Origin of the sequence: Mucilaginibacter terrae (assembly GCF_031951985.1) — a bacterium.
Taxonomy (GTDB): Bacteria; Bacteroidota; Bacteroidia; order Sphingobacteriales; family Sphingobacteriaceae; genus Mucilaginibacter; species Mucilaginibacter terrae_A.
Genome location: NZ_JAVLVU010000001.1, coordinates 703,300 through 728,421, shown reverse-complemented (window position 1 = coordinate 728,421; position 25,122 = coordinate 703,300). Strand labels below are relative to the sequence as shown.

The following is a 25,122-nucleotide window of genomic DNA, read 5'->3' as shown; positions in this document are numbered from 1 at the left end:
GAACAAGCGCGTATTCCTCTTATATTTACTCATGTAAACCCTGAGAGATATGAAGTTTAGCCACCAAACCCCGTTAGATACATTTCTGAATATGCTTTTTGAACGTTATCAGGAAAAAGTCCCGGCAGTTAAAAAAATAACGAATGCCCTGGTTGAGCATGGCGTGGTGGGCTCGCAGCATGAAATTGTGAATGACCATATTGCGTTCCGGACGTTAGGGGTGCCACATTTAGGTATACAATCGTTTGAAAAGATATTCCTTCATCATGGCTATCAAAAGCGCGATTACTATTATTTTGAGGGTAAAAAACTCAATGCTTACTGGTACGCTCCACCAACCGAAGAATACCCACGCATTTTTATGAGCGAATTGGTAGTAGACCAGCTTTCGCCTGAAGTACAGCAGATCATACATCAATATACCGACCCTATACAGGCCGACCCGGTGGACAGTCTCGACTTAAATAATGGCGAGCAGATAGGTGAGTTCTTCCACCAATCGTTATGGCCTCTACCCACCAAAGCCGATTATGTAAAGCTGTTGGAAGAAAGCGAGTATGCTGCCTGGGTAATTTACAACCGCTATTATTTAAATCATTACACCATTAGTGTGCATGCGCTCAATGATGGCTACAATACGCTGGAGGAATTTGACACCTTTGTAGAATCTCTTGGAATTAAGCTTAACAATTCGGGCGGAATTATCAAAATAAGCGGCGATAAACTACTTAAACAAAGCAGTACCGTGGCCGAAATGCAGGAAGCTACCTTTGCTGATGGAGATACCATGAGTATTGCAGGCAGTTACGTAGAATTTGCCGAGCGTTTGATACTGCCCCAATATGCAAACCTGCCTGCTGGCGAAATTACGAATGCACACCGCCGCGATGGTTTTGAAACCAATAATGCCGATAAGATTTTTGAAAGCACTTACACCGGCCAAACCAAGTCGTAAAAATTGTACATGCAGGATAAGTTAAGGGAGTTAGCCGCAGGATTAGAAGGGGATTTGTATACCGATGAAACCATGCGCACGTTGTACGCTACTGATGCTTCGGTGTACGCTGAAATGCCTTTAGCCGTAGCTATTCCGCGCAATGTGGCCGATATTAAGAGGCTGATTGATTTTGCCCGGAATCACAGCACCTCAATAATTCCGCGCACCGCCGGCACCTCGCTTGCCGGGCAGGTGGTGGGTAAGGGTATTGTGGTTGATGTATCTAAACGTCTTACCCAAATACTCGAGCTTAACGCTGGCGAAAAATGGGTGCGTGTGCAACCGGGCGTAGTACGCGATGAGCTGAACTTGTTTTTGAAACCTCATGGGCTTTTCTTCGGCCCCGAAACCTCAACCGCTAACCGGGCGATGATTGGCGGTATGGTGGGTAATAATTCATGTGGTTCAAATTCAATAATCCATAAAAGTACACGTGAACACTTACTGGAAGTTAAAGCCATCCTGAGCGATGGCTCGGAAGTGGTGTTTAAGGCGCTAAATTTTGATGAGTTTATTGCAAAAGGTGAGGGCGACACCTTAGAAGCAAACATCTACCGGTCTATACGTACACAGTTAAGCAATTACGAAAATCAGGAAGAAATCAGGCGCGAGTTCCCTAAGAAAAGCATTGAGCGGCGTAATACGGGCTATGCGATTGATATGTTGCTCGATACCAATCCTTTTACAGCAGGTAGCGGTGATTTTAACTTTTGCAAGCTCATTGCAGGATCAGAAGGCACACTGGCTTTTATAACCGAAATTAAACTTAATGTGGTGCCTTTGCCACCGCCCGAGGTGGGATTGCTCTGCATCCACTTTAACAATGTAGATGAAGCCTTGCGCGCCAACCTCATCGCTCTAAAGTACAAACCAAGCGCCAGTGAGCTGATTGACCATTACATATTAGAATGTACCAAAGACAACATTGAACAAAGCCAGAACCGTTTCTTTGTGCAGGGAGATCCTGGAGCTATCTTGGTGGTGGAGTTCGCTCGCAACACCCGTAAAGAGGTAGAGGCGATTGCCACGCAGGTTGAAACCGAAATGCGTGCCGCTGGTTTTGGCTACCATTACCCGTTATTGTTTGGTAATGATACCAAGCGCATATGGGCATTGCGTAAAGCCGGTTTAGGTTTGTTAAGTAACATTCCAGGCGATGCTAAGCCCGTTGCGGTAATTGAAGACACTGCGGTTGATGTAGAAGATTTGCCTGCCTACATTGCCGACTTTAACCAAATACTTAAAAAGTACGATTTGTATGCGGTGCATTATGCCCATGCCGGGTCGGGCGAAATACATTTGCGGCCTATACTTAATTTAAAGACCGAAGAAGGTAACCGCCTGTTCCGAATTATAGCGCAGGAAATTGCCATATTGGTTAAAAAGTATAAAGGCTCATTAAGCGGAGAGCATGGGGATGGCCGTTTACGGGGCGAGTTTATTGAGCAGATGATAGGCGCTAAAAACTATCAATTGCTTAAAGACCTCAAGAGTACATGGGACCCGCAACATATTTTCAATCCCGGCAAAATTGTTGACACGCCTCCTATGAATACCAGTTTGCGGTATACACCCGGACAGCAAACACCTGATATTAAAACAGTTTTCCGCTATAATGGTCAAAACGTTTTACAACATGCCGAGCAATGCAATGGCTCGGGCGATTGCCGTAAATCGCATTTAATGGGCGGTACCATGTGCCCATCTTACATGGCCACCCGTAACGAGAAAGATACCACACGGGCACGAGCCAATATATTACGTACATTTTTAACCAACTCTGAACAAGCCAACCGCTTTAATCATCCCGAAATTAAAGAGGTGATGGATTTATGTTTGAGTTGCAAAGGCTGCAAATCGGAGTGCCCGTCAAACGTGGATATGGCCAAGCTTAAGGCCGAATTTTTGCAGCAGTACCAGGATGAAAATGGTGTGCCGCTGCGGTCGAGGCTGATTGCAGGTTATGCACGATCGGCAAAAATGGGGTCCATAATGCCGGGCATTTACAACTTTATAATGACCAATGGTGTAGTGAGCAAAGCAGTTAAAAGCCTGATTGGTTTTGCAGCTGAACGCTCAATTCCTGAGTTGTATAAATTCACTTTAAGTAGCTGGTATAAAAAGCATAAAACAATTCCATCTCCTAAAAAAGTTTACCTGTTTTGTGATGAGTTTACCAATTATCAGGACACTCAAATTGGAATAAAAGCCATTCAACTATTGGAGCGCTTAGGGTACGAAGTTATTATTGCCAAACATGTTGAAAGCGGACGTGCATCCATCTCCAAAGGCTTGTTACGCAATGCCAAAAAGCTGGCTAATAAGAATGTCCGATCGCTGAGTCGGCTCATAACTAAAGATGCTCCACTGATTGGCATCGAACCATCGGCCATACTCACATTCAGAGACGAGTACGTTGATTTGGTGGATGAAGAACTAATAGAAAATGCCAAACAGTTAGCGGCAAACTCTTTCATTATTGATGAGTTTTTGGCTAATGAAATGCGTTTGGGCAATATTCATAAAGAGCAATTCAGGGGTGATAAACAGCACATTAAACTACACGGGCATTGCCAGCAAAAAGCCTTAAATGCCCTCACAGCATCCCAGCAAATCCTGTGTTTTCCCGAAAATTACTCGGTTGAAATTATACCATCGGGTTGCTGCGGTATGGCCGGTTCATTTGGTTACGAAAAGGAACATTATGAGCTATCGATGCAAATTGCTAAGTTGGTTTTGTTGCCAGCCGTGCGTAACAAACCACAGGATGTTGTTATTGCGGCTACCGGAACCAGCTGCCGCCATCAAATTAAAGACGGGGCTGGTGTTAAAGCCCTGCACCCGGTAGAAATATTGTTTGATGCTTTAAAGTAAATGCCCACCCATTTAGTTAAATTTGGATAAACCACACGGCCATGGAAGAACAGGAGAAGCTAAACCGCATTATTGAAGCGCGCATGAAACTAAAAGCCCGCTTTGAAGAAAAGATGAAGCAAACACCATCTGTTGCTGATGATTTACCGCGCGGGTCGGGCGCCCCAAACCGCCATGGTATGCCCACTATTCCTATTGGGCAAACGGCAACGGTTAAATGGCCGGTGCTGGATCTGGGCTATCAACCTAATATTCCTTTAGATCGTTGGCGTTTAACTATAGATGGTGCCGTTGAAAATCCTCTCCGTTTAACCTGGAAAGAGTTTTTAGCGTTGCCGCAAACTAAGGGTGTTTCCGATTTTCATTGCGTAACCACTTGGTCCAAACTCAATATGCATTGGAAAGGAGTAAGCATGCTTGATTTAGCGGCTCTGGTTCATCCGCATGAAAATGCAACTCACATCATGTGTTACGGGTACGACACCTATAGTACCAATATCTCGTTAGAAGAAGCGCTTAAGCCTGATGTTTTGTTAGTGCACACCTTTGAGGGGCAACCCTTACCCATTGAACACGGAGGACCGGCACGCATGATAACCCCGCAATTGTACGCCTGGAAAGGTTCGAAATGGATAAAGCGAATAGAGTTTTTAACCGAAGATAAATTAGGTTTTTGGGAAGACAGAGGCTATTCGAACACGGCTTACCCATGGCGTAACGACCGGTATAGCGAGGATTAATTGCTTGCTAACAAAATTATAAGCCATACTTTTGCCTTACATGCAAGCCGGTTATAACCACCTTCAATCTTCGTTGCCCGATACATACATTATTGCTAATACCACAGTAGCAGAACTAACTGAGATTATTATAGCCGAACATAGCCTCAACAATAACTTTGCGGAGCAGGAGCAAATTGTTGCCAATTTTTTGGTGATAAACCGGGGAATATTCAATAGCAGGTACAATTCCCTTTCATTCCCGGCCGTTGAGGTTATACAACAGGATGGAGATGTTATAACCATTTGTACATGCCTTCAGCCTAAAAATAAACTTTGCGAACATAAGGCCAAAGTGCTGTTGCAACTCATCAACAAAACCGATTTCAGAGTGTTTTTTGATGCGCAGCTACGCCAGCAACATCTTAAAAAATTTGCTGCCGATTACGGATTGCAGGACGAGCCCGACTTGAGCCAGTACTTTGAACTCGTATATGTAAATCAGGCGGCAGTTATAAAACCCATACAAACCGGATTGTTTCCGGTAACACCCTTTAGTTTAAAAGACATAAAGGATGATATGCTGCCCGACACGGGACCAATAGTTCCTTCACATAACGATGCTGCTTTGCAGCGGATTGTAGTTTTTAAGCAGCACAAGTACTATAAACACCTTGTACTCGAACTTTGCGAAGCCGGAATTACCCAGGAAAGCAAGGTAAAGAACCCCGTAAATAAACTGAACCCGCTCGAAGAAGTTTGGGACACCAATGATCCGCTCGAACTCAAATTTTATACGGCCATTTCGCGGTTTGAAAACAAGGTGGAAGGCAAGATCAGTAATGCTGCCATTGAAGGATTAAAAGCTGTGGTTAAAAATCCGCTTGGTTTAGCGTGCTATGTGCATAACGGCGAGGTATCTGATAAAACAACTGCATCGGCATTGTCACAGGTAAAAATCAGCAAGGTATCAAATGATATTGAGTTGAAGGTAGATCAAAGCGGCATGTTTTACGAAGTGTCTGGCACCTTACAAATCGGCACGGTAAAATACAAGCTTGCCGAACTGGATATAGTACTTGACTATTTTATAAAAGTGCACGAAACCTTGTACCTGGTAAAAGATATACAAATGCTGGGCGTTATCAACTTCTTCAAACGCCGCAAGGGGAATTTGGTTGTTCATCAGTCCAAGTATGATCAGTTGCAAAAACAGGTGCTCAGTAACCTCGAAGAGCGTGTTAAGGTTGACTATACTTATATAAAACCGGCCACCACCTCACAGTTAAAAGAGCAGGGCTTTGCAGCGGAAACCGAAAAGATAATTTACCTGTCTGATTTTGGTCAGCATGTAATGATCATACCCATTATGCGCTATGGCGAGGTAGAAATTCCCATCCGTACGCAAAAGCAGATCCACTCGATGGATAGTAAGGGCAAATACTTTTTGGTAAAACGTAATGAAGAAGCTGAAGGGCGGTTTATGGCCCTGCTCCTTAAGCAACATCAGTATTTTGAAGAACAAATAACCGACGACTTACAGTATTTCTATCTGCACAAAAAGCGTTTTTTAGATGAAAATTGGTTTCTGAGAGCTTTTGAAAATTGGCATAAAGCAGGTGTCACCATATTGGGCTTTAATGAGATAAGTGGCAATAAGCTTAACGGCAATAAAGCCAAGGTATCGGTACAGGTAAAAAGTGGTATTAATTGGTTTAATACCATTATCACAGCTCGTTTTGGCAAGCAAAAGGCATCTTTAAAGCATCTGCATAAAGCCATACGCAATAAAAGCAAGTTTGTGCAATTGGATGATGGCACGTTGGGAATTTTACCCGATGAATGGATGTTGAAATTCAACGAGTATTTTGCCGCTGCTGAAGTGGTAGACGAAATGCTATATACGCCCAAAGTCAATTACACATCCATAGTGCAGTTGTATGAGGATGCCATGCTGGATGCCGAGGTGAGCGATGAATTACGCAATTATCATAAAAAGCTTAGCAATTTTTCTCAGGTTGCCAATGTAACCGTTCCTGAAGGTTTACAAACTACTTTACGTGGTTACCAGCAGCAGGGTTTAAACTGGCTCAACTTTTTGGATGAATTTAACTTTGGCGGATGCCTGGCAGATGATATGGGGTTGGGCAAAACGGTACAGGTTATTGCTTTTATTTTGTCGCAAAATGATAAGGTTGAGCGCAATACCAACTTAATTGTGGTGCCTACCTCGCTCTTGTTCAACTGGCAGGCCGAGGTTGCCCGCTTTGCACCATCACTCAAAATACATACCCTTTATGGTGCCGACAGGCTGAAAAACACCGATGGCTTTGAAGATTATGAAATCATACTTACCTCATACGGCACCTTACTGTCCGACATTAATTTTCTGAAAAGCTTTGAGTTTAACTACGTTTTCCTTGATGAATCGCAGAATATCAAGAATCCTAATTCACAACGATATAAGGCTGCACGATTGCTTAAATCGCGTAATAGAATAGCTATTACGGGTACGCCTATAGAGAATAACACGTTTGATTTATACAGCCAGCTTTCATTTGCCTGCCCGGGTTTGTTGGGTAGCAAGCAATATTTTAAAGATATTTATTCAACGCCTATCGACCAGTTTAAAGTGAGTAAACGTTCGCTGGAGTTGCAAAATAAAATTAAACCGTTCATACTGCGACGCACCAAACAGGAGGTAGCCTCAGAACTGCCCGAAAAAACCGAGATGGTGCTCTATTGCGAAATGCAAGACGAGCAACGCAAAATATACGATGCTTACGAAAAGGAATTCAGGGAATTTGTATCGGCCACAAGTAACGATGAGCTGCCCAAAAGCTCTATGCATGTATTAAAAGGCTTAACCAAACTACGGCAAATATGCGACTCGCCTTTGTTGCTTAGCGGTGAGAAGCTGCCAGGAAAAGAATCTGCCAAGATTGATGTGCTTGTTGAGCAAATACTCAATAAATCGCCCGAGCATAAAATACTGGTGTTTTCTCAGTTTGTATCGATGCTTAACCTGCTGGCTAAGGAGCTTGATAAATCCAATATAGGCTATGCTAAACTTACAGGAACCACCCGCAACCGACAGGCTGTGGTAGATGATTTTCAAAACAACACCGACACCCGCGTATTCCTGGTTAGCCTTAAAGCCGGAGGCACCGGACTCAATCTCACCGCAGCCGACTATGTATACATCGTTGATCCGTGGTGGAACCCGGCCATTGAAAACCAGGCTATTGACCGTGCTTACCGTATTGGTCAGCAAAAGCATGTGGTTGCCGTTAGGCTAATTTGTCCCGATACCATTGAGGAGAAGATAATAATCCTGCAAGAGACTAAACGGAATTTGTCGGGCCACTTATTACAGCAGGACGGTAGTTTCTTTAAATCGTTAACGCGCACTGATTTGCTCGATTTGCTAAAGTATCCGTAAATAAATTTATACTTTAATTAACTATAAATATCAATACCTGATAACGGTGATTTAAAAAAACCGTTATTTCACCCTTAATGGCCTGTGTAGTGTAAAATGATAAGAAAAGGGCATATTTTGGCTCAACTTATATATGAACAACCAACTTATCGAAATCAGGATACAGGAATGCATTAAGCAAATTGCCGAAACCGCAAACCAATACCCGGGCGTAACAATAATTCATGATATCAGAAACTGGTCGGTACTATGGATGTCTCCAAACGGGTTAAAACAGCTTGGTATAACTGCTGATGAAATAAAACAACTCTCGGTTGAAGAGTACCATGCCCGCCACTTTAATCCCGAAGATGCCAAGGATTATTCTCCCAGGATTTTAAGTTTAATGCAGGCCGATAGCGTAGAAGATAGTGTGACCTACTTTCAGCAAGTTCGCATAAATGAATATGCCGACTGGACCTGGCATATGAGCAGCACCAAAATACTTTTGCGCGATGAAAATATGAGCCCGGTGCTATGCATTACCATGTCGTTTGCCATTGATGCCATGCATCATATGGCCTCAAAGGCATCGCGGTTGTTAGAGGAGAATAACTTTTTACGCAAAAACTATGAGCAGTATGCCAAACTAAGCCAGCGCGAGCGGGATGTATTGCGCACGTTAGCCATAGGTAAAAGTGCCGCCGAAACTGCCGAAGAGCTATTCATATCTGTAAACACAGTAGAAACGCACCGCAAAAATATAAGGCAAAAACTTAGTGCAACCAGTTTTTTTGAGTTGAGCCAATATGCCCGAGCATTCGACCTGATATAGCTTTGCTAAGGTCATCAAAACGTTAATTAACGTTAAAAAGCAGGCTTCTTTAACCGAATGTTTTATATGTTTGGGCAAATAACATTTGTTTTATGAAGTTATCGAGAATTAATTTAGTATCATTTGCCTTAGTTTTGGGCATGGCATTTCAGGCCTGCAAAACCAAAAAAGTGGTTACCAAACCTGCTGAACCTGCACCGGTTGCTAAGCCGGCTCCGCCTAAAGAAGAGAAGCCCGCACCACCGCCACCTGCTCCGCCAAAACAAGAAGTACCAACTCCAACAAAGCCAAACTATAATTTTAACAATATCCAGTTTGAGTTTAATTCGGCTGTGCTTAAAACGGGGTCTTACGAAACACTGGATAAAATTGCCGCCGAAATTAAGAAAGATGCATTGAAAAAGTTTACCATCAACGGTCACTCATCGGCAGAGGGAACGGCGGCACATAATCAATCATTGAGCGAAGACCGTGCTAATTCGGTAAAACAATACCTGGTAAATGCCGGGGTTGATGCTGCCAGCCTGAATATAAAAGGTTGGGGCGAAAGTAAACCGCTTAACAGCAACGGCACCGAAGAAGCCCGCGCCATTAACCGCAGGGTAGAGGTTAAGATCAATTAAAATCTTATGTTAAATACTTAAGGCCGGTTTACAGTACTGTAAACCGGCCTTTTTCATGTCCTCCGTTTGGGGAGATAATTTTTATTACGCTTTGTGAACCTCAAAGAATGCGCTATTTATCCAAAAACGGGTAATAAAAGAATCTTGTAAAAATCAAGTAATTAAACGATTGCATATAGTAACATTCTGTTGAGAGTTATTATTTAAATGATGCATTTGGTAAAGCATGCTGTATTACTTTAGATTAATTGTTGTTGTTAAAATTTAGCACTTTTTTATTTCTTAATCTACGTTAAGTGTAAACGCCTGTGGAGTGCCGACATTTGAATCAACAAATCAGAACAACAACTTTAAAACAAAAATATCATGGAAAATTCAATCAACGGCATACACCACATCACTGCTATTGCCGGTAACGCTCAACGCAACTTCAACTTTTACAGCAAAGTATTAGGTTTACGTCTGGTTAAAAAAACCGTAAACTTCGATGACCCTCAAACATATCACTTATATTATGGCGACGAGCAAGGTACGCCCGGCACTATATTAACTTTCTTCCCTTGGGAGGGTATTGCAGCCGGCAGACGAGGTACACGCCAGGCTACCGAAATTGGTTACTCGGTTCCCGCTAACAGTTTCGATTTCTGGATCAACCGTTTCGAAAAACATAACGTGGTTTACAACAAACCGGCCGAAAAATTCGGCGAACAATATCTTACCTTTTTAGACCCTGATGGTTTGAAACTGGAACTTATTGCCTCAAAAACTGCCGATAACCGTTTACCATGGGAAACCGATGAAGTAAAGGCCGAAAATGCCACTAAAGGTTTTCATAACATTACCATCACCACTAATAAAATGCAGCCTACTGCCGATATTTTAACAGGTGTGTTTGGTTACAAACTGTTAGAGCAACATGTAAACCGTTACCGCTTTGTAACTGATGCTGTGGACAACGCCAACATAGTTGACCTGGTTGAGGTACCGGGCGAGCATGCCGGTCATGTAGCCGGTGGGTCGGTTCACCATGTGGCCTTTAGGGTTAAAAATGAAGAGATACTGATGCAATACCGCGAAAAGATAGAAGCGTTAGGTTTGCACATTACCGAAAAAATTGACCGTAACTATTTCTATTCTTTATACTTCCGCGAACCAGGAGGCGTGTTATTTGAAATTGCTACCGACAATCCAGGCTTTAGTGTAGATGAACCCGTAGAATCATTAGGTACACACTTAAAATTACCTGCACAATACGAAGAGTACCGCGCCAGTTTAGAAACCACTTTACCAAAATTAGTATAATTATGTATAATCATAATTTTGAATATAAAACAACCGGTACCCCTGCAGCAAAAGCTAAGGGGGCACTGGTTATGCTTCACGGCCGTGGCGGCACCGCAGCCAATATCATGAGTCTTGCCGCAGAATTGAACGTGAAAGATTTTGCCATTTATGCACCTCAGGCTACCAACAGCAGTTGGTATCCATATAGCTTTATGGCACCCGATGGGCAGAACCAACCGGCATTAAATTCGGCATTACAAGTTATTAACCAACTGGTGGAGCAAATTAAAGCTGATGGCATTCCGGCCGATAAAATATACTTTCTCGGCTTTTCGCAGGGAGCGTGTTTAACGCTGGAGTATATTACCCGCAATGCGCAACGTTTTGGCGGTGCGGTAGCCTTTACCGGCGGATTAATAGGAGAGCAGCTTACACCGGCTAATTACCAGGGCGATTTTAATACCACCCCGGTACTCATAACCACCGGTAACCCCGACCCACATGTGCCCTTAACCCGCGTTGAAGAAAGTGTGGAAATATTAAAACAGCACGGTGCCAATGTTATCCTTAAAGTATACCCTGGTCGGCCGCACACCATTAGTATGGATGAGATTGAGTTGGCTAAAGAGGTAGTTTTTTAAATTAAATTGCCGGGGTTGTGCGATTCCCCTCTTGAAAGGGGTGTAGAGGTGTGTTATTTTAAATATGCAAAGTTTGCGAATAACACCCCCCTTCCAATGCTCATCCTCGTCCGCCCCCTCTCTCAAGTAGGGATTTGAATAATCATCGTCATTCAATTACATTGCATGAAAAAGTTGCTAACTTACCTGCTGGCCTGGCTGGCTACCCGTCACTTTAAAACACTAAAACAATGAGTTACGAAGATATTCCATTAGTAAATAACGAAGCCATCCACAACTTTGAGCTGGTAGTTGAGGGGCACCGGGCCTTTATCGACTACAAACAAAAAGGCGACAAGGTATACCTCATCCACACCGAAGTTCCTGCCGAACTGAAAGGCAAGGGCGTTGCCGAAGCTATAGTCGAAAAAACGTTCATCTATATGGAAGAACGCGGTCTTAAGCTTGTACCGCTATGTGTATACGTGGGTATGTATTTAAAACGCCACCCCGAGTGGAATAGATTATTGGCTTAACAGCCCCACCTAAATCTTCTCTGCCTAAGGTGGAAGACTTAAAAATAATACCATGCAAACTTTTAAAGTAACCCGCGTTTACGCCGATGAACAGGGCGAAAGCCATTTTGAAAATATTGAATATCCATTAACCGATGCAGGACCAATAGGCCATCTATCTGAAAAGGTTAAAGTAAGCAACCTTATATTCAGGAAGGTACCGCCGGGTTACGATGATCTGCACAATGCACCAAAACGCCAGTATGTAATTTTACTCGATGGTGCCGTTGAAATTGAAACCTCGATGGGAGAGAAGCGCACATTTAATACCGGCGAAATACTATTGATGGAAGACACCACCGGTAAAGGTCACCGCAGCCGTAATGTGGAAGCAAAGGAGCGAAGTTCCTTGTTTATTGAGTTTTAATATTTGACTCGCTTAACTATCAGTTATAGCCCTATAGGTCAGTTATAAGCTGTATGGCTTGGGGCAATATAAACTTAATCCTCAAGAAATAAATATTTTACATCAATTTATGGCACAATGTGATTAATTTAGAGGCTTAATTGCTTAATCCATATCACGGCCGCAAATGATGCTTACAGGCAAAAAAATTGGAATACTCTTCGAGGGTGATTTTTACGAAAACGAGATTTTCTACTACAAATACCGTTTTGCCGAAGAGGGTGGCCAGCTACACTTTTTAACCCGCCTGTGGGGACAAAGCAAGCTTACGTTTTACGGCAAAGAATACAAAGCCCCAATGGACTGCTGGGAGAGCTTTGAAAATATGAGCGATGATGAACTGGCTACTTATAGCGCCATTATTGTACCCTCGGGCTTTGTGGCCGACCGGTTACGTTACACCGAAGACATTAATCAACTCCCGCCCGCAACTCAATTTTTGAAGAGGGCTTTTGCCAATAAAAACATCATCAAAGGTTTTATTTGCCACGGTTTATGGCTTGTTGCACCGGCGGCGGAGTTAATTAAAGACCGCCCTGTAGTTTGCCACAACAACCATTTTGGGCGATGTTAAAGCTTACGGAGGTGTTTTTACTAATGAGGATGTGGTTGTTGACGGCGATTTGGTTACAGCACGTTCGGGCAGCCATGCGCATGTGTTTGCAAAAACCATTATTCAATTACTATCACAAACGGTAAGTACCTGAATATGGATATAAACTTTACCTTTTCAGATACCATTGCCGGCTACGTAACCGATTTTAGCCTGCGCGAGCAATCTTTCAAGCTCAAAACTTCTGACGATCGGGAATTTTTAATTCACCTCATGCCCAATACTTACGCGCGTTTTGCACGTAACCTGGGCGAGCCTTACCAGGATGCTACCGGGCAAATTAACCACCTGCTGGCCTTACCGCGGCAAATGGTGTTTGCTTACGGAACCTTTTATCCGGGCAATGGGGGCACGTTGTTTCAGGCGCAATGGCTGGTGTTTCCGGGTAAAAGTCCGGGCAATTACCGCCATGAGGAACCCGATTGGTGGATCAAACAAATCGAATCAATAGGGCATAGCTATTTAAAATGGCAATTCAATTACCCCGAAGAGCCTATTGACTATCATAAATATCGTACCTTTTTGCACTTAGGTGGCGGCAAGCACGGCGATTATTTGCAGGAGACCGATACAATTTCGCGTTTGGTTTACGGCTTTGCATCGGCCTATTTACTTACCGGCAAAGATGAGTTTTTAGAAGCTGCCGAAGCCGGTACAAATTACCTGCGCGATCATATGCGTTTTTTAGACCAGGACGAAGACATTGTATACTGGTTTCATGGCATTAAGGTTGACGGTGAAAAGGAAACCAAGCTGCTCACTTCCGAGTTTGGCGACGACTACGACTCGATACCTATGTACGAGCAAATTTATGCACTTACAGGTCCAACGCAAACTATGCGTATTACTGGCGATACCCGCATCATGTCGGATATAGACAAGACATTGTCGTTGTTCGAGCGCTTTTATAAAGATGAGGTGCAAGAGGGATATTTTTCGCACATAGATCCGATCATGCTGAGTGCGCACGATGAATCTTTAGGTGCAAACAAGGCCCGTAAAAACTGGAACTCCATAGGCGATCATGCCCCGGCTTATCTTATAAACCTGTACCTGGCTACCGGCGACCCAAAGCATGCTGATTTTTTAGAATATACATTTGATACCATTACCCGTTTCTTTCCCGATTACCTGAACAGCCCGTTTGTGCAGGAAAAGTTTTTTGAAGACTGGAGCAAAGACCAGGTTTGGGGATGGCAGCAAAACCGTGCGGTGATAGGGCACAACCTCAAAATTGCCTGGAATTTGATGCGTATGCAATCGCTCAAACCCAAGGTTGAATACCTCGACTTTGCCCGCAAAATAGCCGAAGAAATGCCCGAAGTAGGTGCCGATAGGCAACGTGGAGGCTGGTACGATGTGGTAGACCGCGTAAAGAAACCCGATGGGGTACACCACGAGTTTTCGTTTCATGACCGCAAAGCCTGGTGGCAGCAGGAGCAGGCTATACTGGCCTACCTCATTATGCACGGCATTTTAAAAGACGATGAATACTTGCGCCATGCCCGCGAAGTTGCCTCGTTTTACAGCGCATTCTTTTTAGATACCGACGATGGCGGCGTTTATTTTAATACGCTGGCCAATGGTTTACCTTATTTGGTTGGTAATGAAAGGTTTAAGGGCAGTCATTCTATGAGTGGTTATCATAGCATGGAGTTGTGTTACCTGTCGGCCACATACATTAACCTGCTCATTAAAAAGGAGCCTATGTTCATGTATTTTAAACCTTATATAAATTCATTTAAAGACAATATACTGCGCGTTTCGCCTGATATTTTGCCCGAGGGCAGCATATATATCGAAGCCGTATTTATTGATAATGAACCCTACGAGAATTTTGATGCCAACGGACTTTTTGTAAACCTGCCTCAAACTGATAAGCAGGTGCGGGTAAAGGTTAAGTTAACCCCTAAAACCTGGTTGGATTGATTGATAGGTGCTCTGTGAGGACACAGCGCACGGCGTATTGGCCATTGCATTTGTACTCACAGGCAACTGTTTATAAAACCGTAGAGACACAAAGTATTGTGTCTCCCATAAGAAAAAGATAATGAAAGTAACAATTCAGGAAACAGAAGCGGCGGTGATAGCAGCCATTGAAGGCAGCATTGACAGTAAAACCGCTCCTGATTTGCAACAAAGCATATTGCCCGTAATAAACGACCGTAATAAAATGGTGCTCGATTTAACCGAGGTAACCTTTGTATCGAGCGCCGGTTTACGGGTGTTGTTGATGGTTTACCGTCAGCTTAAAAGCAAAGATGGCAAGGTGTTTTTGGTAGGTGTTTCAGATGAGATCAAGGACGTAATGTTCATGACCGGCTTTATCACCTTCTTTGAAATTACCTCAACTTTAGAAGAAGCATTAGCAAGCAACTAATATGGCCGAGTACGACCTGCGCATTGATTACTACCCAACCCATGAGCTACAGGGCATAGAGTACCGCCGTGGTCATGTGCTGCCGTTTGGTGCTACCATGGTGCCTAACGGGGTAAACTTTTCGGTGTATTCAAGTGCGTCAACATCGTGCTCGCTGGTGATGTTTGAACGGGGAGAACCACTGCCTTTTGCCGAGATACCTTTCCCCGAGGAATTCAGGATCGGCAATGCATACTGCATGATCGTGTTCGATCTGGATTTTGAGAGCCTCGAATATGGTTACCGCATGGATGGCCCGCACGACCCGGCCAACGGGCACAGGTTCGATAACAGTAAGATACTATCCGACCCTTACGCCAAAGCCATAGGCGGCCGCGATACTTGGATGGCTTCGCCTGATTGGGATAATATCTATCCTTTCCGCTCGAGGCTGGTGTTTGAGGATTTTGATTGGGAACACGATCGTCCGCTACAAATACCTATCGAGGACCTGGTGATTTACGAAATGCACGTGCGCAGTTTCACCATGCATCCATCATCGGGTGCAAAGTACAAGGGCACTTTTGCCGGCATCCGCGAAAAAATTCCTTATCTCAAAGAACTTGGCATAAACTGCGTAGAGCTGATGCCCATTTATGAGTTTGACGAGTGGGAGCACAGTAAGCTACACTCCGATACCGGCCAGCAGTTGGTAAATTACTGGGGTTACAGCACGCTCAACTTCTTTTCGCCCAAAGCTGGCTATGCGGCAAGCGGCAAGCTGGGTATGCAGGTTGATGAGTTAAAAACGCTCATTAAAGACTTGCATAGTAACGGCATCGAAGTATTCCTCGATGTGGTATTTAACCACACCGCCGAGGGCGACCATCGGGGGCCAACAATATCGTTCAAAGGCATCGACAATAAAACATATTATATGCTTACGCCCGAGGGTTATTACTTTAACTTTTCTGGCACGGGTAACACGCTCAACTGCAATAACCCGGTGGTGCGCAATATGGTGTTAGATTGTTTGCGCTATTGGGCATCAGAATATCATATTGATGGTTTCCGGTTTGATCTGGCTGCCATTTTAGGGCGCGCGCCCGATGGTAGTCCGCTAAATAACCCGCCTTTGCTGGAATCATTGGCATTTGACCCTGTGCTGGCTAAATGCAAGCTGATTGCCGAGGCCTGGGATGCAGGTGGTTTATATCAAGTGGGTAACTTTCCGGCATATGGCCGCTGGGCCGAGTGGAACGGCAAATACCGCGACCATATTCGTCAATACCTTAAAGGTGATGCCGGACGGGTTGGCCATTTAGCACAAGCTATACAAGGCTCGCCATGGTTGTACCCAACCCGCGGTACTACGGCAGGCATCAACTTTATTACCTGCCATGATGGCTTTACGCTGTATGACCTGTTTGCTTATAATGAGAAACATAATCAAGCCAACGGCGAAAACGGTAACGACGGGTGCAACGACAATGAAAGCTGGAATTGCGGCTGCGAGGGCGAATGTGATGATACCGAAATTAACGCCTTACGCTACAGGCAAATAAAAAATGCGCTAACCATATTGCTGGTAAGCCAGGGCGTACCCATGATTTATATGGGCGATGAAATGGGGCGTACCCAGCACGGCAACAACAACACCTATTGCCACGATAATGAGCTTAACTGGCTCAACTGGGCCTTAAAGGATAAAAACGCCGACCTGTTTGCCTTTGCCAGGCATATGATAGTTTTCCGCAAGGCGCACCCTGTGTTGCGTAACCGCGATCATTTCACGTATTCCGACTATAAAAACACCGGCTTTGCCGACATAACGTTTCATGGCGCAAACCCATACCAGGCCGATTTTTCGGAAGGCAGCCGGGTATTTGCCTGCATGCTCAACGGGCAGTATGCTAAAAACGGTGCCGAAACCGACGATCATATTTATATAGCCACCAATTCGTATTGGGATGCTGTAGTACTCGAGCTACCGCAATTGCCTGGTGGTATGCACTGGCACACATCGGTAAATACGGGCATGCCTAATGGTGCATCATATTTTGATTTAGGACAGGAGCCAGTGGTAGAGCATCCGAAACATTTTATACTTGGGCCACGGTCGGCTATAGTATTAATAGGTAAGTAAGTAAATTAACAAACACAACCAACTCTGTAACAAAAACATATGGCATTCACAATAACATCTGAAATAAGCGAAGGAATAGCTAAATTAACGCTCTCGGGTTCGCTTGATTCTTCATCGGCATCAATGATGCAGCTGGAGGTGCAAAAAGTAGCTACACAATCGCCAACTGCACTGGTGCTTTATGTAAGCGAACTGGAGTTTATGTCTTCGGCCGGTTTACGGATGCTCATTTTTGCCAAGCAAAAGCTGGGCACATCGGTACAGATCTATATAGTACAGCCGCAGGGCCAGATAGTGGATACCCTGCAAATGACCGGCATTATACACAGCGTTCATATTGTTGACAATTATCCAGCTTAATACGCCATGGATACAATTGTAAAGTCTTTTCCTGCAACGCTCGATTCATTGGAGCCCATCAGGAACTTTGTATCTGAAAAAAGCGCCGCCCTGGGTCTTAATAAAAAGAAAACCTATGGGCTGTGCCTGGCTATCGACGAAATTGCCACCAATATAATTAACTACGGCTATCCCAAAGCGGGCATAACCAACGGAGAGGTGCAGGTAACAGTAAACATAAGCGACAAAAGCATAGAAGTTATTTTAGGTGATCAGGCTGTTGCCTTTGATCCGCTCCAACATTTGGTGCCCAGTGCAGAGGATATGAATAAACCGCTGGAAGAACGCCCCATTGGTGGCCTCGGTATTTTACTGGCACAACAAAATGTTGATGAGTTTACCTACGATTACAAAAACGGCTCAAATTATAACAGATTTTTAGTGAATGCTACGGCTTAATAACTATAAACAATAATGAGTAAGGCAAGGTATACAGTTAATCCGTTTCCGGGCATCAGAAATTTTGAGCCAGAGGAGGATTATTTGTTTTTTGGCCGCGACCAGCAAATTGCCGATGTAACCCGTTTGCTTTCGGCTACGCGGTTTCTGTCGCTTATTGGTTACTCGGGCAGTGGTAAATCATCGCTTATCAAGGCGGGTATTATTCCGGCTATTACCCGGCAAAAAAGCAGTGTGATACCAACAGGAGGCTGGACCACTATTTACTTTCGCCCCGATGGTAATCCGTTTTACTCTTTTGCCGATACGCTTGTAAACGTTGCCGGTGATAATAATTACAGCAATGAGGACGAGCATGTTAAGCTTACCGCCCAATATTTAAAGCATGATGCCGGCAACCTCACCAACGTTTACAATAAATACAAAAACGATAATGAGAAGAACTGGCTCATTGTAATTGACCAGTTTGAAGAAGTATTCCGTTTCCGTAATAACCAGGAGGCGGGTGATCATGATGATTCGCAGGCATTTATCAACCTGTTGCTTTCGGGTTTGGCTGATGTCAAATTGCCGGTGTATATCATGATCTCCATGCGGTCGGACTTTTTGGATAATTGTACCGAGTTTGAAGGTTTACCCGAAGCTATTAACAAGGCATCGTACCTGTTACCAAAAGTTACACGTAATGGCATACTCGATATAATTACCCAGCCGGTAGCTGTATGTAATGCCCATATAGCCGCAGATCTGGTTGAAAAGCTCATCAATGACCTGAGCGATAACCTCGACCAGTTACCCGTATTGCAGCACGCCATGATGCGTACCTGGGATTACTGGAAATCGCACGAATCGAACGATACGGAGATAGATACCAGCCATTACGAGGCTATTGGTACCATGGAATCGGCGCTATCCATCCACGCCGAAGAAATTTATAATCACCTGAACGAGCGCAAACAAAAAATTGCCGAAAAGATATTTAAAGCCCTTACCGATGTTACCACCAATAGCAAAGGTACCCGCCGCCCCGCACAGCTTTGGCAACTGGTAGAATTAACCGGCGCTAACGAGCGAGATGTGGTTGATGTGGTTGACGAGTTTCGTGCCCCCGGACGCGCCTTTTTGATGCCGGTTTACACGGTAGGTTTAGAGGAAGACACCGTAATTGATATTGCCCACGAAAGCATTATGCGGGTTTGGACCCGGTTGAATGATTGGGTTTATGCCGAAGAAAAATCGGCAGAGTTATACATGCGCCTTTCTAAATCGGCCGATTTGTACCAGCAGGGAAAAGCCGGTTTATGGATAGATCCGGATTTAGCCCTGGCCATTAAATGGCAGCAGGATAACAAACCCACTGTAGCATGGGCTAAGCGCTATGATCCGGCTTTTGAACGGGCCATGTCGTTCCTCGAATACAGTAAGAAAGAAAGCCTTTTTAAAATTGAGCAACGCGCCAAAAAACAGGAAAATGAACTAAAACGCGCACGCCGTACCGCTATTATTTTAGGTACTGCATCTATACTTTCTATTTTGCTTTTGGTGTTTGCCCTCAACCTTAAATTCAAGGCCGAATCAAGCGAAAAGCGTGCTTTACAAAACGAAAAGGAACTTAAGGTGGAAGGCATGGAGGCCGACTTGCAGCGCAAACAGGCCATCCTTCAGCAAAAAATTGCCGAGCAGCAGCAAAGTATAGCCGCCCAGCAACAAAGCCTGGCCGAAGAACAAAAACTAACCGCCATTAGCGAACGCCATAACGCCGAATTGCAAAAGCAAGTTGCCGAAGCACAAAGCCGTGAAGCTAATGTTCAGCGCGGGCAGGCACTTTATCAAAAACGCCAGGCCGATACCGCCCGTTTAGCTGCTGTTGACTCGGGTAAGGTGGCCCAGCGCCAGCGCGATAATGCCATTGCTTCCCGCCGCGAGGTAGAAACGTTACGTATGTTGTCGGAGGCACGGTCTATTGCTTTTAAATCCAACCAATTATCGGGCGATGCCCAAAAAGATACCTTGAGCATGCAGATGGCATTCCTGTCGTATGTAATTAACCGAGAATATGGCGGAACCGGACAAAACCGGGCTATTTATGATGCCTTAAAAGCACAGGTTAACCGCTATTACAGCAAGGTTTTGCGTTATACGTACGGTGTGAAATCAAACCCCAGTGGTTATGATTTCAGGAGTGTAGTGTTCATCAACAATACTGATTTTTTTACCGCCGGTGACGATGGCACTATTAAACAATGGACCATTACCAATGCGCCAGTGCAAATTAAGGCAGTTAAAACCAGTAAGAGCATTGCGCAAAGCATAAACGCCATCGTTTTATCGCCCGATAAAAAATACCTGTTGAGCCGCTCGGTAGCCGGTACCGTAAACCTGTGGGATGCAGCAAACCTGAGTGCCATACCGGTTGCCCTGCCCGATGTAATAAGCAAAGCCCAGTTTGTAACCTTTTTACCTGCCGAAGGCAACTACCGCTTTTTGGTAAAGAGCGATAGATATGCCGGCATTTATAGCTATGGTAAAACAGGGACTAAACTGCTTAACCGTTATTTGCTGTGCAAGGCATCAAACGATAATGCCTCACAGGGTGGTGCAGTGCAAACTACTAAAAATGGGGTTACGGTATTTGTATCGCAGGGTACATCGGCATGTCAGTTAAACTTTAATAATGACGGCGATTTAACCGGTCAAAATGTGGCATTCATAATGCGCGATAAAATAACTAGTATGACCCTTAGCGGTGATAATAATATCCTGGCCGTAGGTACCGATGGCGGGGCCGTGGATGTATACGGTCTCACCGGCGCTAAACCCCAATTAGACCTTCGGCTTAATAACCATGCTTCGCGGGTTACTGCATTGGCGTTCAATCGTGATCAAAGCACACTGGCATCGGGCTCTTTAGATAACACGGTGCGCCTGGTTAAATGGAAATCGAAAAAGGAAGATAAGGGCGAAGACCTGATATTTCAGGACCGTAAGGGCTGGGTGCGCAATATTGCCATGTCGCCTAATTACCGGTATGTGGTATCGGTGGGGCAGTCGGGACTGATGCAATTGTGGCCATTAACCGAGCGTGTAGCATTACGCGAGTTAACCGGCATTGAAGCCAACAAACGCATTATTATGGGTGAGGTTGACGGGCGCGATATTGAGAAAGAAATAGGAACAGATATTTATAAAAAACTATGGGCCGGGAAGTATAAAAGTTTCCAGGCTTTTTGGACAGCTATGGCCAACAAATATTTAAACGGAACTGCATGAGGCAATATATACTTTACTGTTTATTAGGATTATTGCTTTGCTCAACTCAAGTATTTGCTCAAAAAGCCGATACCTGTGCGAGCCGCCTTGCCATTGCACGCGATATGTACGATGGTGGCAAATTAAATGATGCCTTAAAATTGATTGAAGAATTTTATAAATGCTCGGGCCAGCGCACCAGTGATTACTTTAAGCTGAAAGCCAAAATATACCTCGCGCTCGATTCGAACAGTTATTCGTTGCAAAACATAGCCGAGTATGTGAAATCGAAACCCGGTAATTATATAACGGATGATGATCCGGCGGTGTTTAAAAGCATGGTGCAATATGTACAGGATAGTTTGGCCGAGCGGCAAATTTCATCGGTATCAAAACGCCCGGAAGATATTGATTTAACGCCGGCGTCGGTTATCGTAATTAAATCGGCCGATATGGTAAAACGTGGTTATGGCAACATTGTGGACCTGTTGAGTGATTTGCCGGGCTTTGATATATCGCGCACCAACTCGGTTACTTATGCTAATATATACCAGCGCGGTTTCAGACAGGAAAATACCGAACGCACGCTGTTTATGATCGATGGTGTGGAAGAAAACGACGTATGGTCGAACATTGCCTACATATCGCGGCAGTACCCGCTAACCAACATTAGCGAAGTGGAGGTTATTTACGGTCCTGCTTCAACTCTGTATGGGCCACGGGCATTTGTGGGGGCAATTAACATTATCACCAAATCATATAAAGAATTAACACGCATAAAATCGCAACCGTTTACGGCCAATGCCGATAGTGCTGCGCTGGGCTTACATGCCACGGCCAATCTATCATACGGCAGCTATAATACCCGCAACCTTGATGTTACCATCGGCGGTAAAACCAGCAACTTTACTTACATGTTGTCGGGCGCTTACTATCAGTCTAACGAGCGTAATCTCGATTTTCAGAGCTTTTACCAATATGGACCAAACCAGGTTGATAAAATAAGTGATGCCACTTATACCACTAACTTAAACAGGCTATCGTACACAGGTACGCAGGCCGCCGTTGATGCTGCCCTGGCCAAATATGGTGCTACAAACTTTGTTAAAACACAGAACGCCGACGGAAGCTACACTGCCAGGGTTAACCCGGCTATGATGAGCACCCTGATTGCCAAAGCCCGTGCAGCAGATAAAGCTACGCTGGCTTCAACCGTTAATGGTAACCCATTAAGCTATGCCAACTCTGCGGCCGATTGGTTTGTGAGCGGTAAAATACGCTCCGATAATTTTGAGGCCGGTTTTCGTACCTGGAAACTAAAGGAAAGCTTTAATTACTATCAAAGCCTTTATGCAGCCGGTACAAATAATGGTAGTGCCTGGGCACCTATCAATACCACGTTATATACCAATTACGATAAACGTATGGAAAACTTCACGTTTTCCAACCTTAGCTCATATGAAATTTCAGGTTTAGATAATGCTTCTAACTTAGTTACAGCCAATACGTTTTATAGTGAATTAGGTCGACTTTCGCTGTTTAACCTCATAGAGCCAACCAGTCTGATCGACGGTAATAAAAACTCATTCAGTAACCGTTTTTACTATTACAAAGGCCAGCAGTTTCGTACCGATAGTAAGGTAACATACACCAAAAACAAGTTTTCGATATTGGGTGGTTTTGAGTATCGTTACAGCCAGTTACAAGGCGATTACTTAACTCTAACCAGCTTTGCCACCGCCGATCCTATTGACCAAAGCAGCGTAGCATACGCACAGGAGCAGGGCACTACGGCAACCTTGGCCAAAGGCGGCAACCAGTACAACACTACTGATATTGGTGTATACAGCCAGGCTACATACCAGTTAAAAGATTCGTTGCTTTATGCTACGGCAGGAGGCCGGTTCGATTATAACCGCATTAATACCAACGCCGGTTTCGGGCAGGTGTTTTCGCCAAAGGTAGCCTTGGTGGCATCGTTGAAAAAAATGGTTTTGAAACTGATCTACTCACAGGGTATACAAAATCCGTCGCAGTTTACCAAGTTCTCAACCAGTACAACCCGCAATGCCAACCCAACACTTCGGGCCGAAAAAATCCGTAATTATGAGTTTATCATACTCAACAAACATGGCGTAAATGCACTCAATTGGGATGCATCTGTAGCTTATTCTTCCATTATTGATGCGGTATCGAGCGGGCCCGATCCGGCTAATGCATCACGTACCATTAATCAAAACAACGGTCAGTACACTATTTTTACCGGGCAGGGCAATTTAATTTACCATCCGCAAAACTCGCATTGGGATGCCTATTTTAACGTAACCTACACCCGTGCAAGGCAAACCGCCAACAGTTCGGTTGTCGATTTTCAGAAGCAGATTATTGCCGACATAGCCCCATGGAAATTTAACGCCGGGGCAAATTATGCCTTCATATTCAATAAAAACGCCTTTAATATTAACCTGCGTGGCAATTATGTAGATGCAAAACCAGTTGGCGATGGTACTACCGTACCTGCTAACAGCGGTGTTGACGGCACCAGTTATATACCGCGTTTTGTGGTATTCAATTCGGCTTTAAGCTATCAAAATAAACGCTACGAGCGCTTAACCCTGCAACTGGTAGTAAATAACCTGTTGAATACGCTGTATTACAGTCCGGGGCCGCGTAACGCAAATGCTAATTTCACAAATGCTATATCGGGTTTTGTGCCTTACGTAGCCCAGCGCGATAGAAACTTTTTGCTCACTTTAAAATTCGATTTATGAAAACCCCAGTCATGAACGCCTATGAGGTACGCAATGCCGATTATGCCGTTGTGCACGCCGAATCGGAAGTAGACTTTGACCAGTTTATACAAGTACTCAACATTCAAAACGGTGAAAAGGTGATAGATGTGGGCGGAGGTTACGGCTCCATATTTATAAGGCTGCTGCAACGCCAGCCCCATATTAACTTTGAATACGACCTATTGGATGGCGGTATGTTGCAGTTGCGTAAAGGTGAGGAGCGCATCAGCGCACTTTTAGCAAAGCATAACAACCCATCGGCAATACGCTACCTGCATCAGGATGCTACTCAACTCAATTTGAACGGTAACTATTACGATCTGGTAATATGTAAGATGTTTTTGCACGAGATTCCGGAAAGCTGTAAAAAGGCTTTGATCGATAGCCTATTTGCCATAGCAAAGCCCGGTGGCCGTTTAGTGATATGGAACCCCGATCTGGAAGATAATGACTACAAGTTTTACACCAGCGTTATCCGTAAAAAAGATGAACTGGCAGGTTACGAATCATTGGTGCAAAACCGTCATTTTTTGCTAAACCGCGATCTTTATAATTTGATGGAAAGCGCAGGATTTACCGCTGTGCAAAAATTGTTAACATTTGACTATCACCTGCATACAGTTAACCGTTTAAACGAAGAGTTTGCCGGGGATAAAGAAAAATTACAGGCGTGGAATGACTACATTTTGCAAATTGCCGAAGAACTGGACGTAACCACGCGCCAAAGCCTGAAGATCATCAAACAGGATGATAATATTTATATAAATTTTAAACGCGGTGTATTCTCGCTGCAAAAACCACAAGTGTAATT

Annotated in this window: 20 protein-coding genes; all 20 read left to right on the top strand. The window is 44.3% G+C overall.

The window, feature by feature from the left end; translation table 11 throughout:
• Positions 1 to 49 precede the first annotated feature (49 nt).
• The 20 genes from QE417_RS03005 to QE417_RS02910 all read left to right on the top strand — a co-directional run bounded on the left by QE417_RS03005 (position 50) and on the right by QE417_RS02910 (position 25,120).
• Entirely contained in the window at positions 50 to 955 is a 906-nt protein-coding gene (locus tag QE417_RS03005) for a DUF1338 domain-containing protein (protein ID WP_311947427.1), read from the top strand.
• A gap of 9 nt (positions 956 to 964) precedes the next feature.
• The gene (locus tag QE417_RS03000; protein WP_311947425.1) at positions 965 to 3,871 is read left to right on the top strand and encodes an FAD-binding and (Fe-S)-binding domain-containing protein; all 2,907 of its coding nucleotides are present in this window, start codon (positions 965 to 967) and stop codon (positions 3,869 to 3,871) included.
• Positions 3,872 to 3,912: 41 nt separating this feature from the next.
• A complete protein-coding gene (locus QE417_RS02995) occupies positions 3,913 to 4,611 on the top strand; it encodes a molybdopterin-dependent oxidoreductase (protein ID WP_311947424.1) in 699 nt (232 codons plus the stop codon).
• A 40-nt stretch (positions 4,612 to 4,651) separates the two neighbouring features.
• Positions 4,652 to 8,032: a DEAD/DEAH box helicase gene (locus tag QE417_RS02990; protein ID WP_311954573.1), complete on the top strand. Its 3,381-nt coding sequence runs from the start codon at positions 4,652 to 4,654 to the stop codon at positions 8,030 to 8,032.
• A gap of 133 nt (positions 8,033 to 8,165) precedes the next feature.
• Positions 8,166 to 8,846 carry a response regulator transcription factor gene (locus QE417_RS02985; protein ID WP_311947423.1) on the top strand — a complete coding sequence of 227 codons (681 nt, stop codon included), beginning with the start codon at positions 8,166 to 8,168 and terminating at the stop codon, positions 8,844 to 8,846.
• Positions 8,847 to 8,938: 92 nt separating this feature from the next.
• Entirely contained in the window at positions 8,939 to 9,469 is a 531-nt protein-coding gene (locus QE417_RS02980) for an OmpA family protein (protein ID WP_311947422.1), read from the top strand.
• Between the two features lie 366 nt (positions 9,470 to 9,835).
• Positions 9,836 to 10,771 (top strand): ring-cleaving dioxygenase, encoded by a 936-nt coding sequence (locus QE417_RS02975; RefSeq protein ID WP_311947421.1) that lies wholly within the window; start codon positions 9,836 to 9,838, stop codon positions 10,769 to 10,771.
• Positions 10,772 to 10,773: 2 nt separating this feature from the next.
• On the top strand, positions 10,774 to 11,394 hold the full coding sequence (locus QE417_RS02970; protein ID WP_311947420.1) for an alpha/beta hydrolase: 621 nt from the start codon (positions 10,774 to 10,776) through the stop codon (positions 11,392 to 11,394).
• Between the two features lie 230 nt (positions 11,395 to 11,624).
• A complete protein-coding gene (locus tag QE417_RS02965; RefSeq protein ID WP_311947418.1) occupies positions 11,625 to 11,909 on the top strand; it encodes a GNAT family N-acetyltransferase in 285 nt (94 codons plus the stop codon).
• A 52-nt stretch (positions 11,910 to 11,961) separates the two neighbouring features.
• A complete protein-coding gene (locus QE417_RS02960; protein WP_311947416.1) occupies positions 11,962 to 12,315 on the top strand; it encodes a hypothetical protein in 354 nt (117 codons plus the stop codon).
• A gap of 166 nt (positions 12,316 to 12,481) precedes the next feature.
• Entirely contained in the window at positions 12,482 to 12,928 is a 447-nt protein-coding gene (locus QE417_RS02955) for a hypothetical protein (RefSeq protein WP_311947414.1), read from the top strand.
• Positions 12,915 to 13,061, top strand: a complete 147-nt coding sequence (locus QE417_RS02950) for a hypothetical protein (RefSeq protein ID WP_311947413.1) — start codon at positions 12,915 to 12,917, stop codon at positions 13,059 to 13,061. The genes QE417_RS02955 and QE417_RS02950 overlap by 14 nt, the downstream gene beginning before the upstream one ends.
• A 2-nt stretch (positions 13,062 to 13,063) precedes the next feature.
• Positions 13,064 to 14,896 carry an AGE family epimerase/isomerase gene (locus QE417_RS02945; RefSeq protein WP_311947412.1) on the top strand — a complete coding sequence of 611 codons (1,833 nt, stop codon included), beginning with the start codon at positions 13,064 to 13,066 and terminating at the stop codon, positions 14,894 to 14,896.
• A 121-nt stretch (positions 14,897 to 15,017) separates the two neighbouring features.
• The gene (locus QE417_RS02940) at positions 15,018 to 15,347 is read left to right on the top strand and encodes an STAS domain-containing protein (RefSeq protein ID WP_311947410.1); all 330 of its coding nucleotides are present in this window, start codon (positions 15,018 to 15,020) and stop codon (positions 15,345 to 15,347) included.
• Between the two features lies 1 nt (position 15,348).
• Complete coding sequence (gene glgX, locus QE417_RS02935; RefSeq protein WP_311947409.1) at positions 15,349 to 17,472, top strand: glycogen debranching protein GlgX; 2,124 nt, start codon at positions 15,349 to 15,351, stop codon at positions 17,470 to 17,472.
• 39 nt (positions 17,473 to 17,511) lie between these two features.
• Complete coding sequence (locus tag QE417_RS02930) at positions 17,512 to 17,832, top strand: anti-sigma factor antagonist (protein ID WP_311947407.1); 321 nt, start codon at positions 17,512 to 17,514, stop codon at positions 17,830 to 17,832.
• 6 nt (positions 17,833 to 17,838) lie between these two features.
• A complete protein-coding gene (locus QE417_RS02925; RefSeq protein ID WP_311947406.1) occupies positions 17,839 to 18,270 on the top strand; it encodes an ATP-binding protein in 432 nt (143 codons plus the stop codon).
• A 15-nt stretch (positions 18,271 to 18,285) separates the two neighbouring features.
• Entirely contained in the window at positions 18,286 to 21,540 is a 3,255-nt protein-coding gene (locus QE417_RS02920) for an NACHT and WD repeat domain-containing protein (RefSeq protein ID WP_311947405.1), read from the top strand.
• The gene (locus QE417_RS02915) at positions 21,537 to 24,290 is read left to right on the top strand and encodes a TonB-dependent receptor (RefSeq protein ID WP_311947404.1); all 2,754 of its coding nucleotides are present in this window, start codon (positions 21,537 to 21,539) and stop codon (positions 24,288 to 24,290) included. Before QE417_RS02920 ends, QE417_RS02915 begins: the two co-directional genes overlap by 4 nt.
• Positions 24,287 to 25,120, top strand: a complete 834-nt coding sequence (locus QE417_RS02910) for a class I SAM-dependent methyltransferase (RefSeq protein ID WP_311947403.1) — start codon at positions 24,287 to 24,289, stop codon at positions 25,118 to 25,120. Before QE417_RS02915 ends, QE417_RS02910 begins: the two co-directional genes overlap by 4 nt.
• The last annotated feature ends 2 nt before the right edge of the window (positions 25,121 to 25,122 follow it).

Excerpts from the sequence above, each read along its gene's own strand:
- QE417_RS03005 (WP_311947427.1), top strand. The coding sequence starts at position 50 with ATGAAGTTTAGCCACCAAACCCCGTTAGATACATTTCTGAATATGCTT.
- QE417_RS03000 (WP_311947425.1), top strand. The coding sequence starts at position 965 with ATGCAGGATAAGTTAAGGGAGTTAGCCGCAGGATTAGAAGGGGATTTG.
- QE417_RS02995 (WP_311947424.1), top strand. The coding sequence starts at position 3,913 with ATGGAAGAACAGGAGAAGCTAAACCGCATTATTGAAGCGCGCATGAAA.
- QE417_RS02990 (WP_311954573.1), top strand. The coding sequence starts at position 4,652 with ATGCAAGCCGGTTATAACCACCTTCAATCTTCGTTGCCCGATACATAC.
- QE417_RS02985 (WP_311947423.1), top strand. The coding sequence starts at position 8,166 with ATGAACAACCAACTTATCGAAATCAGGATACAGGAATGCATTAAGCAA.
- QE417_RS02980 (WP_311947422.1), top strand. The coding sequence starts at position 8,939 with ATGAAGTTATCGAGAATTAATTTAGTATCATTTGCCTTAGTTTTGGGC.
- QE417_RS02975 (WP_311947421.1), top strand. The coding sequence starts at position 9,836 with ATGGAAAATTCAATCAACGGCATACACCACATCACTGCTATTGCCGGT.
- QE417_RS02970 (WP_311947420.1), top strand. The coding sequence starts at position 10,774 with ATGTATAATCATAATTTTGAATATAAAACAACCGGTACCCCTGCAGCA.
- QE417_RS02965 (WP_311947418.1), top strand. The coding sequence starts at position 11,625 with ATGAGTTACGAAGATATTCCATTAGTAAATAACGAAGCCATCCACAAC.
- QE417_RS02960 (WP_311947416.1), top strand. The coding sequence starts at position 11,962 with ATGCAAACTTTTAAAGTAACCCGCGTTTACGCCGATGAACAGGGCGAA.
- QE417_RS02955 (WP_311947414.1), top strand. The coding sequence starts at position 12,482 with ATGATGCTTACAGGCAAAAAAATTGGAATACTCTTCGAGGGTGATTTT.
- QE417_RS02945 (WP_311947412.1), top strand. The coding sequence starts at position 13,064 with ATGGATATAAACTTTACCTTTTCAGATACCATTGCCGGCTACGTAACC.
- QE417_RS02940 (WP_311947410.1), top strand. The coding sequence starts at position 15,018 with ATGAAAGTAACAATTCAGGAAACAGAAGCGGCGGTGATAGCAGCCATT.
- glgX (WP_311947409.1), top strand. The coding sequence starts at position 15,349 with ATGGCCGAGTACGACCTGCGCATTGATTACTACCCAACCCATGAGCTA.
- QE417_RS02930 (WP_311947407.1), top strand. The coding sequence starts at position 17,512 with ATGGCATTCACAATAACATCTGAAATAAGCGAAGGAATAGCTAAATTA.
- QE417_RS02925 (WP_311947406.1), top strand. The coding sequence starts at position 17,839 with ATGGATACAATTGTAAAGTCTTTTCCTGCAACGCTCGATTCATTGGAG.
- QE417_RS02920 (WP_311947405.1), top strand. The coding sequence starts at position 18,286 with ATGAGTAAGGCAAGGTATACAGTTAATCCGTTTCCGGGCATCAGAAAT.
- QE417_RS02915 (WP_311947404.1), top strand. The coding sequence starts at position 21,537 with ATGAGGCAATATATACTTTACTGTTTATTAGGATTATTGCTTTGCTCA.
- QE417_RS02910 (WP_311947403.1), top strand. The coding sequence starts at position 24,287 with ATGAAAACCCCAGTCATGAACGCCTATGAGGTACGCAATGCCGATTAT.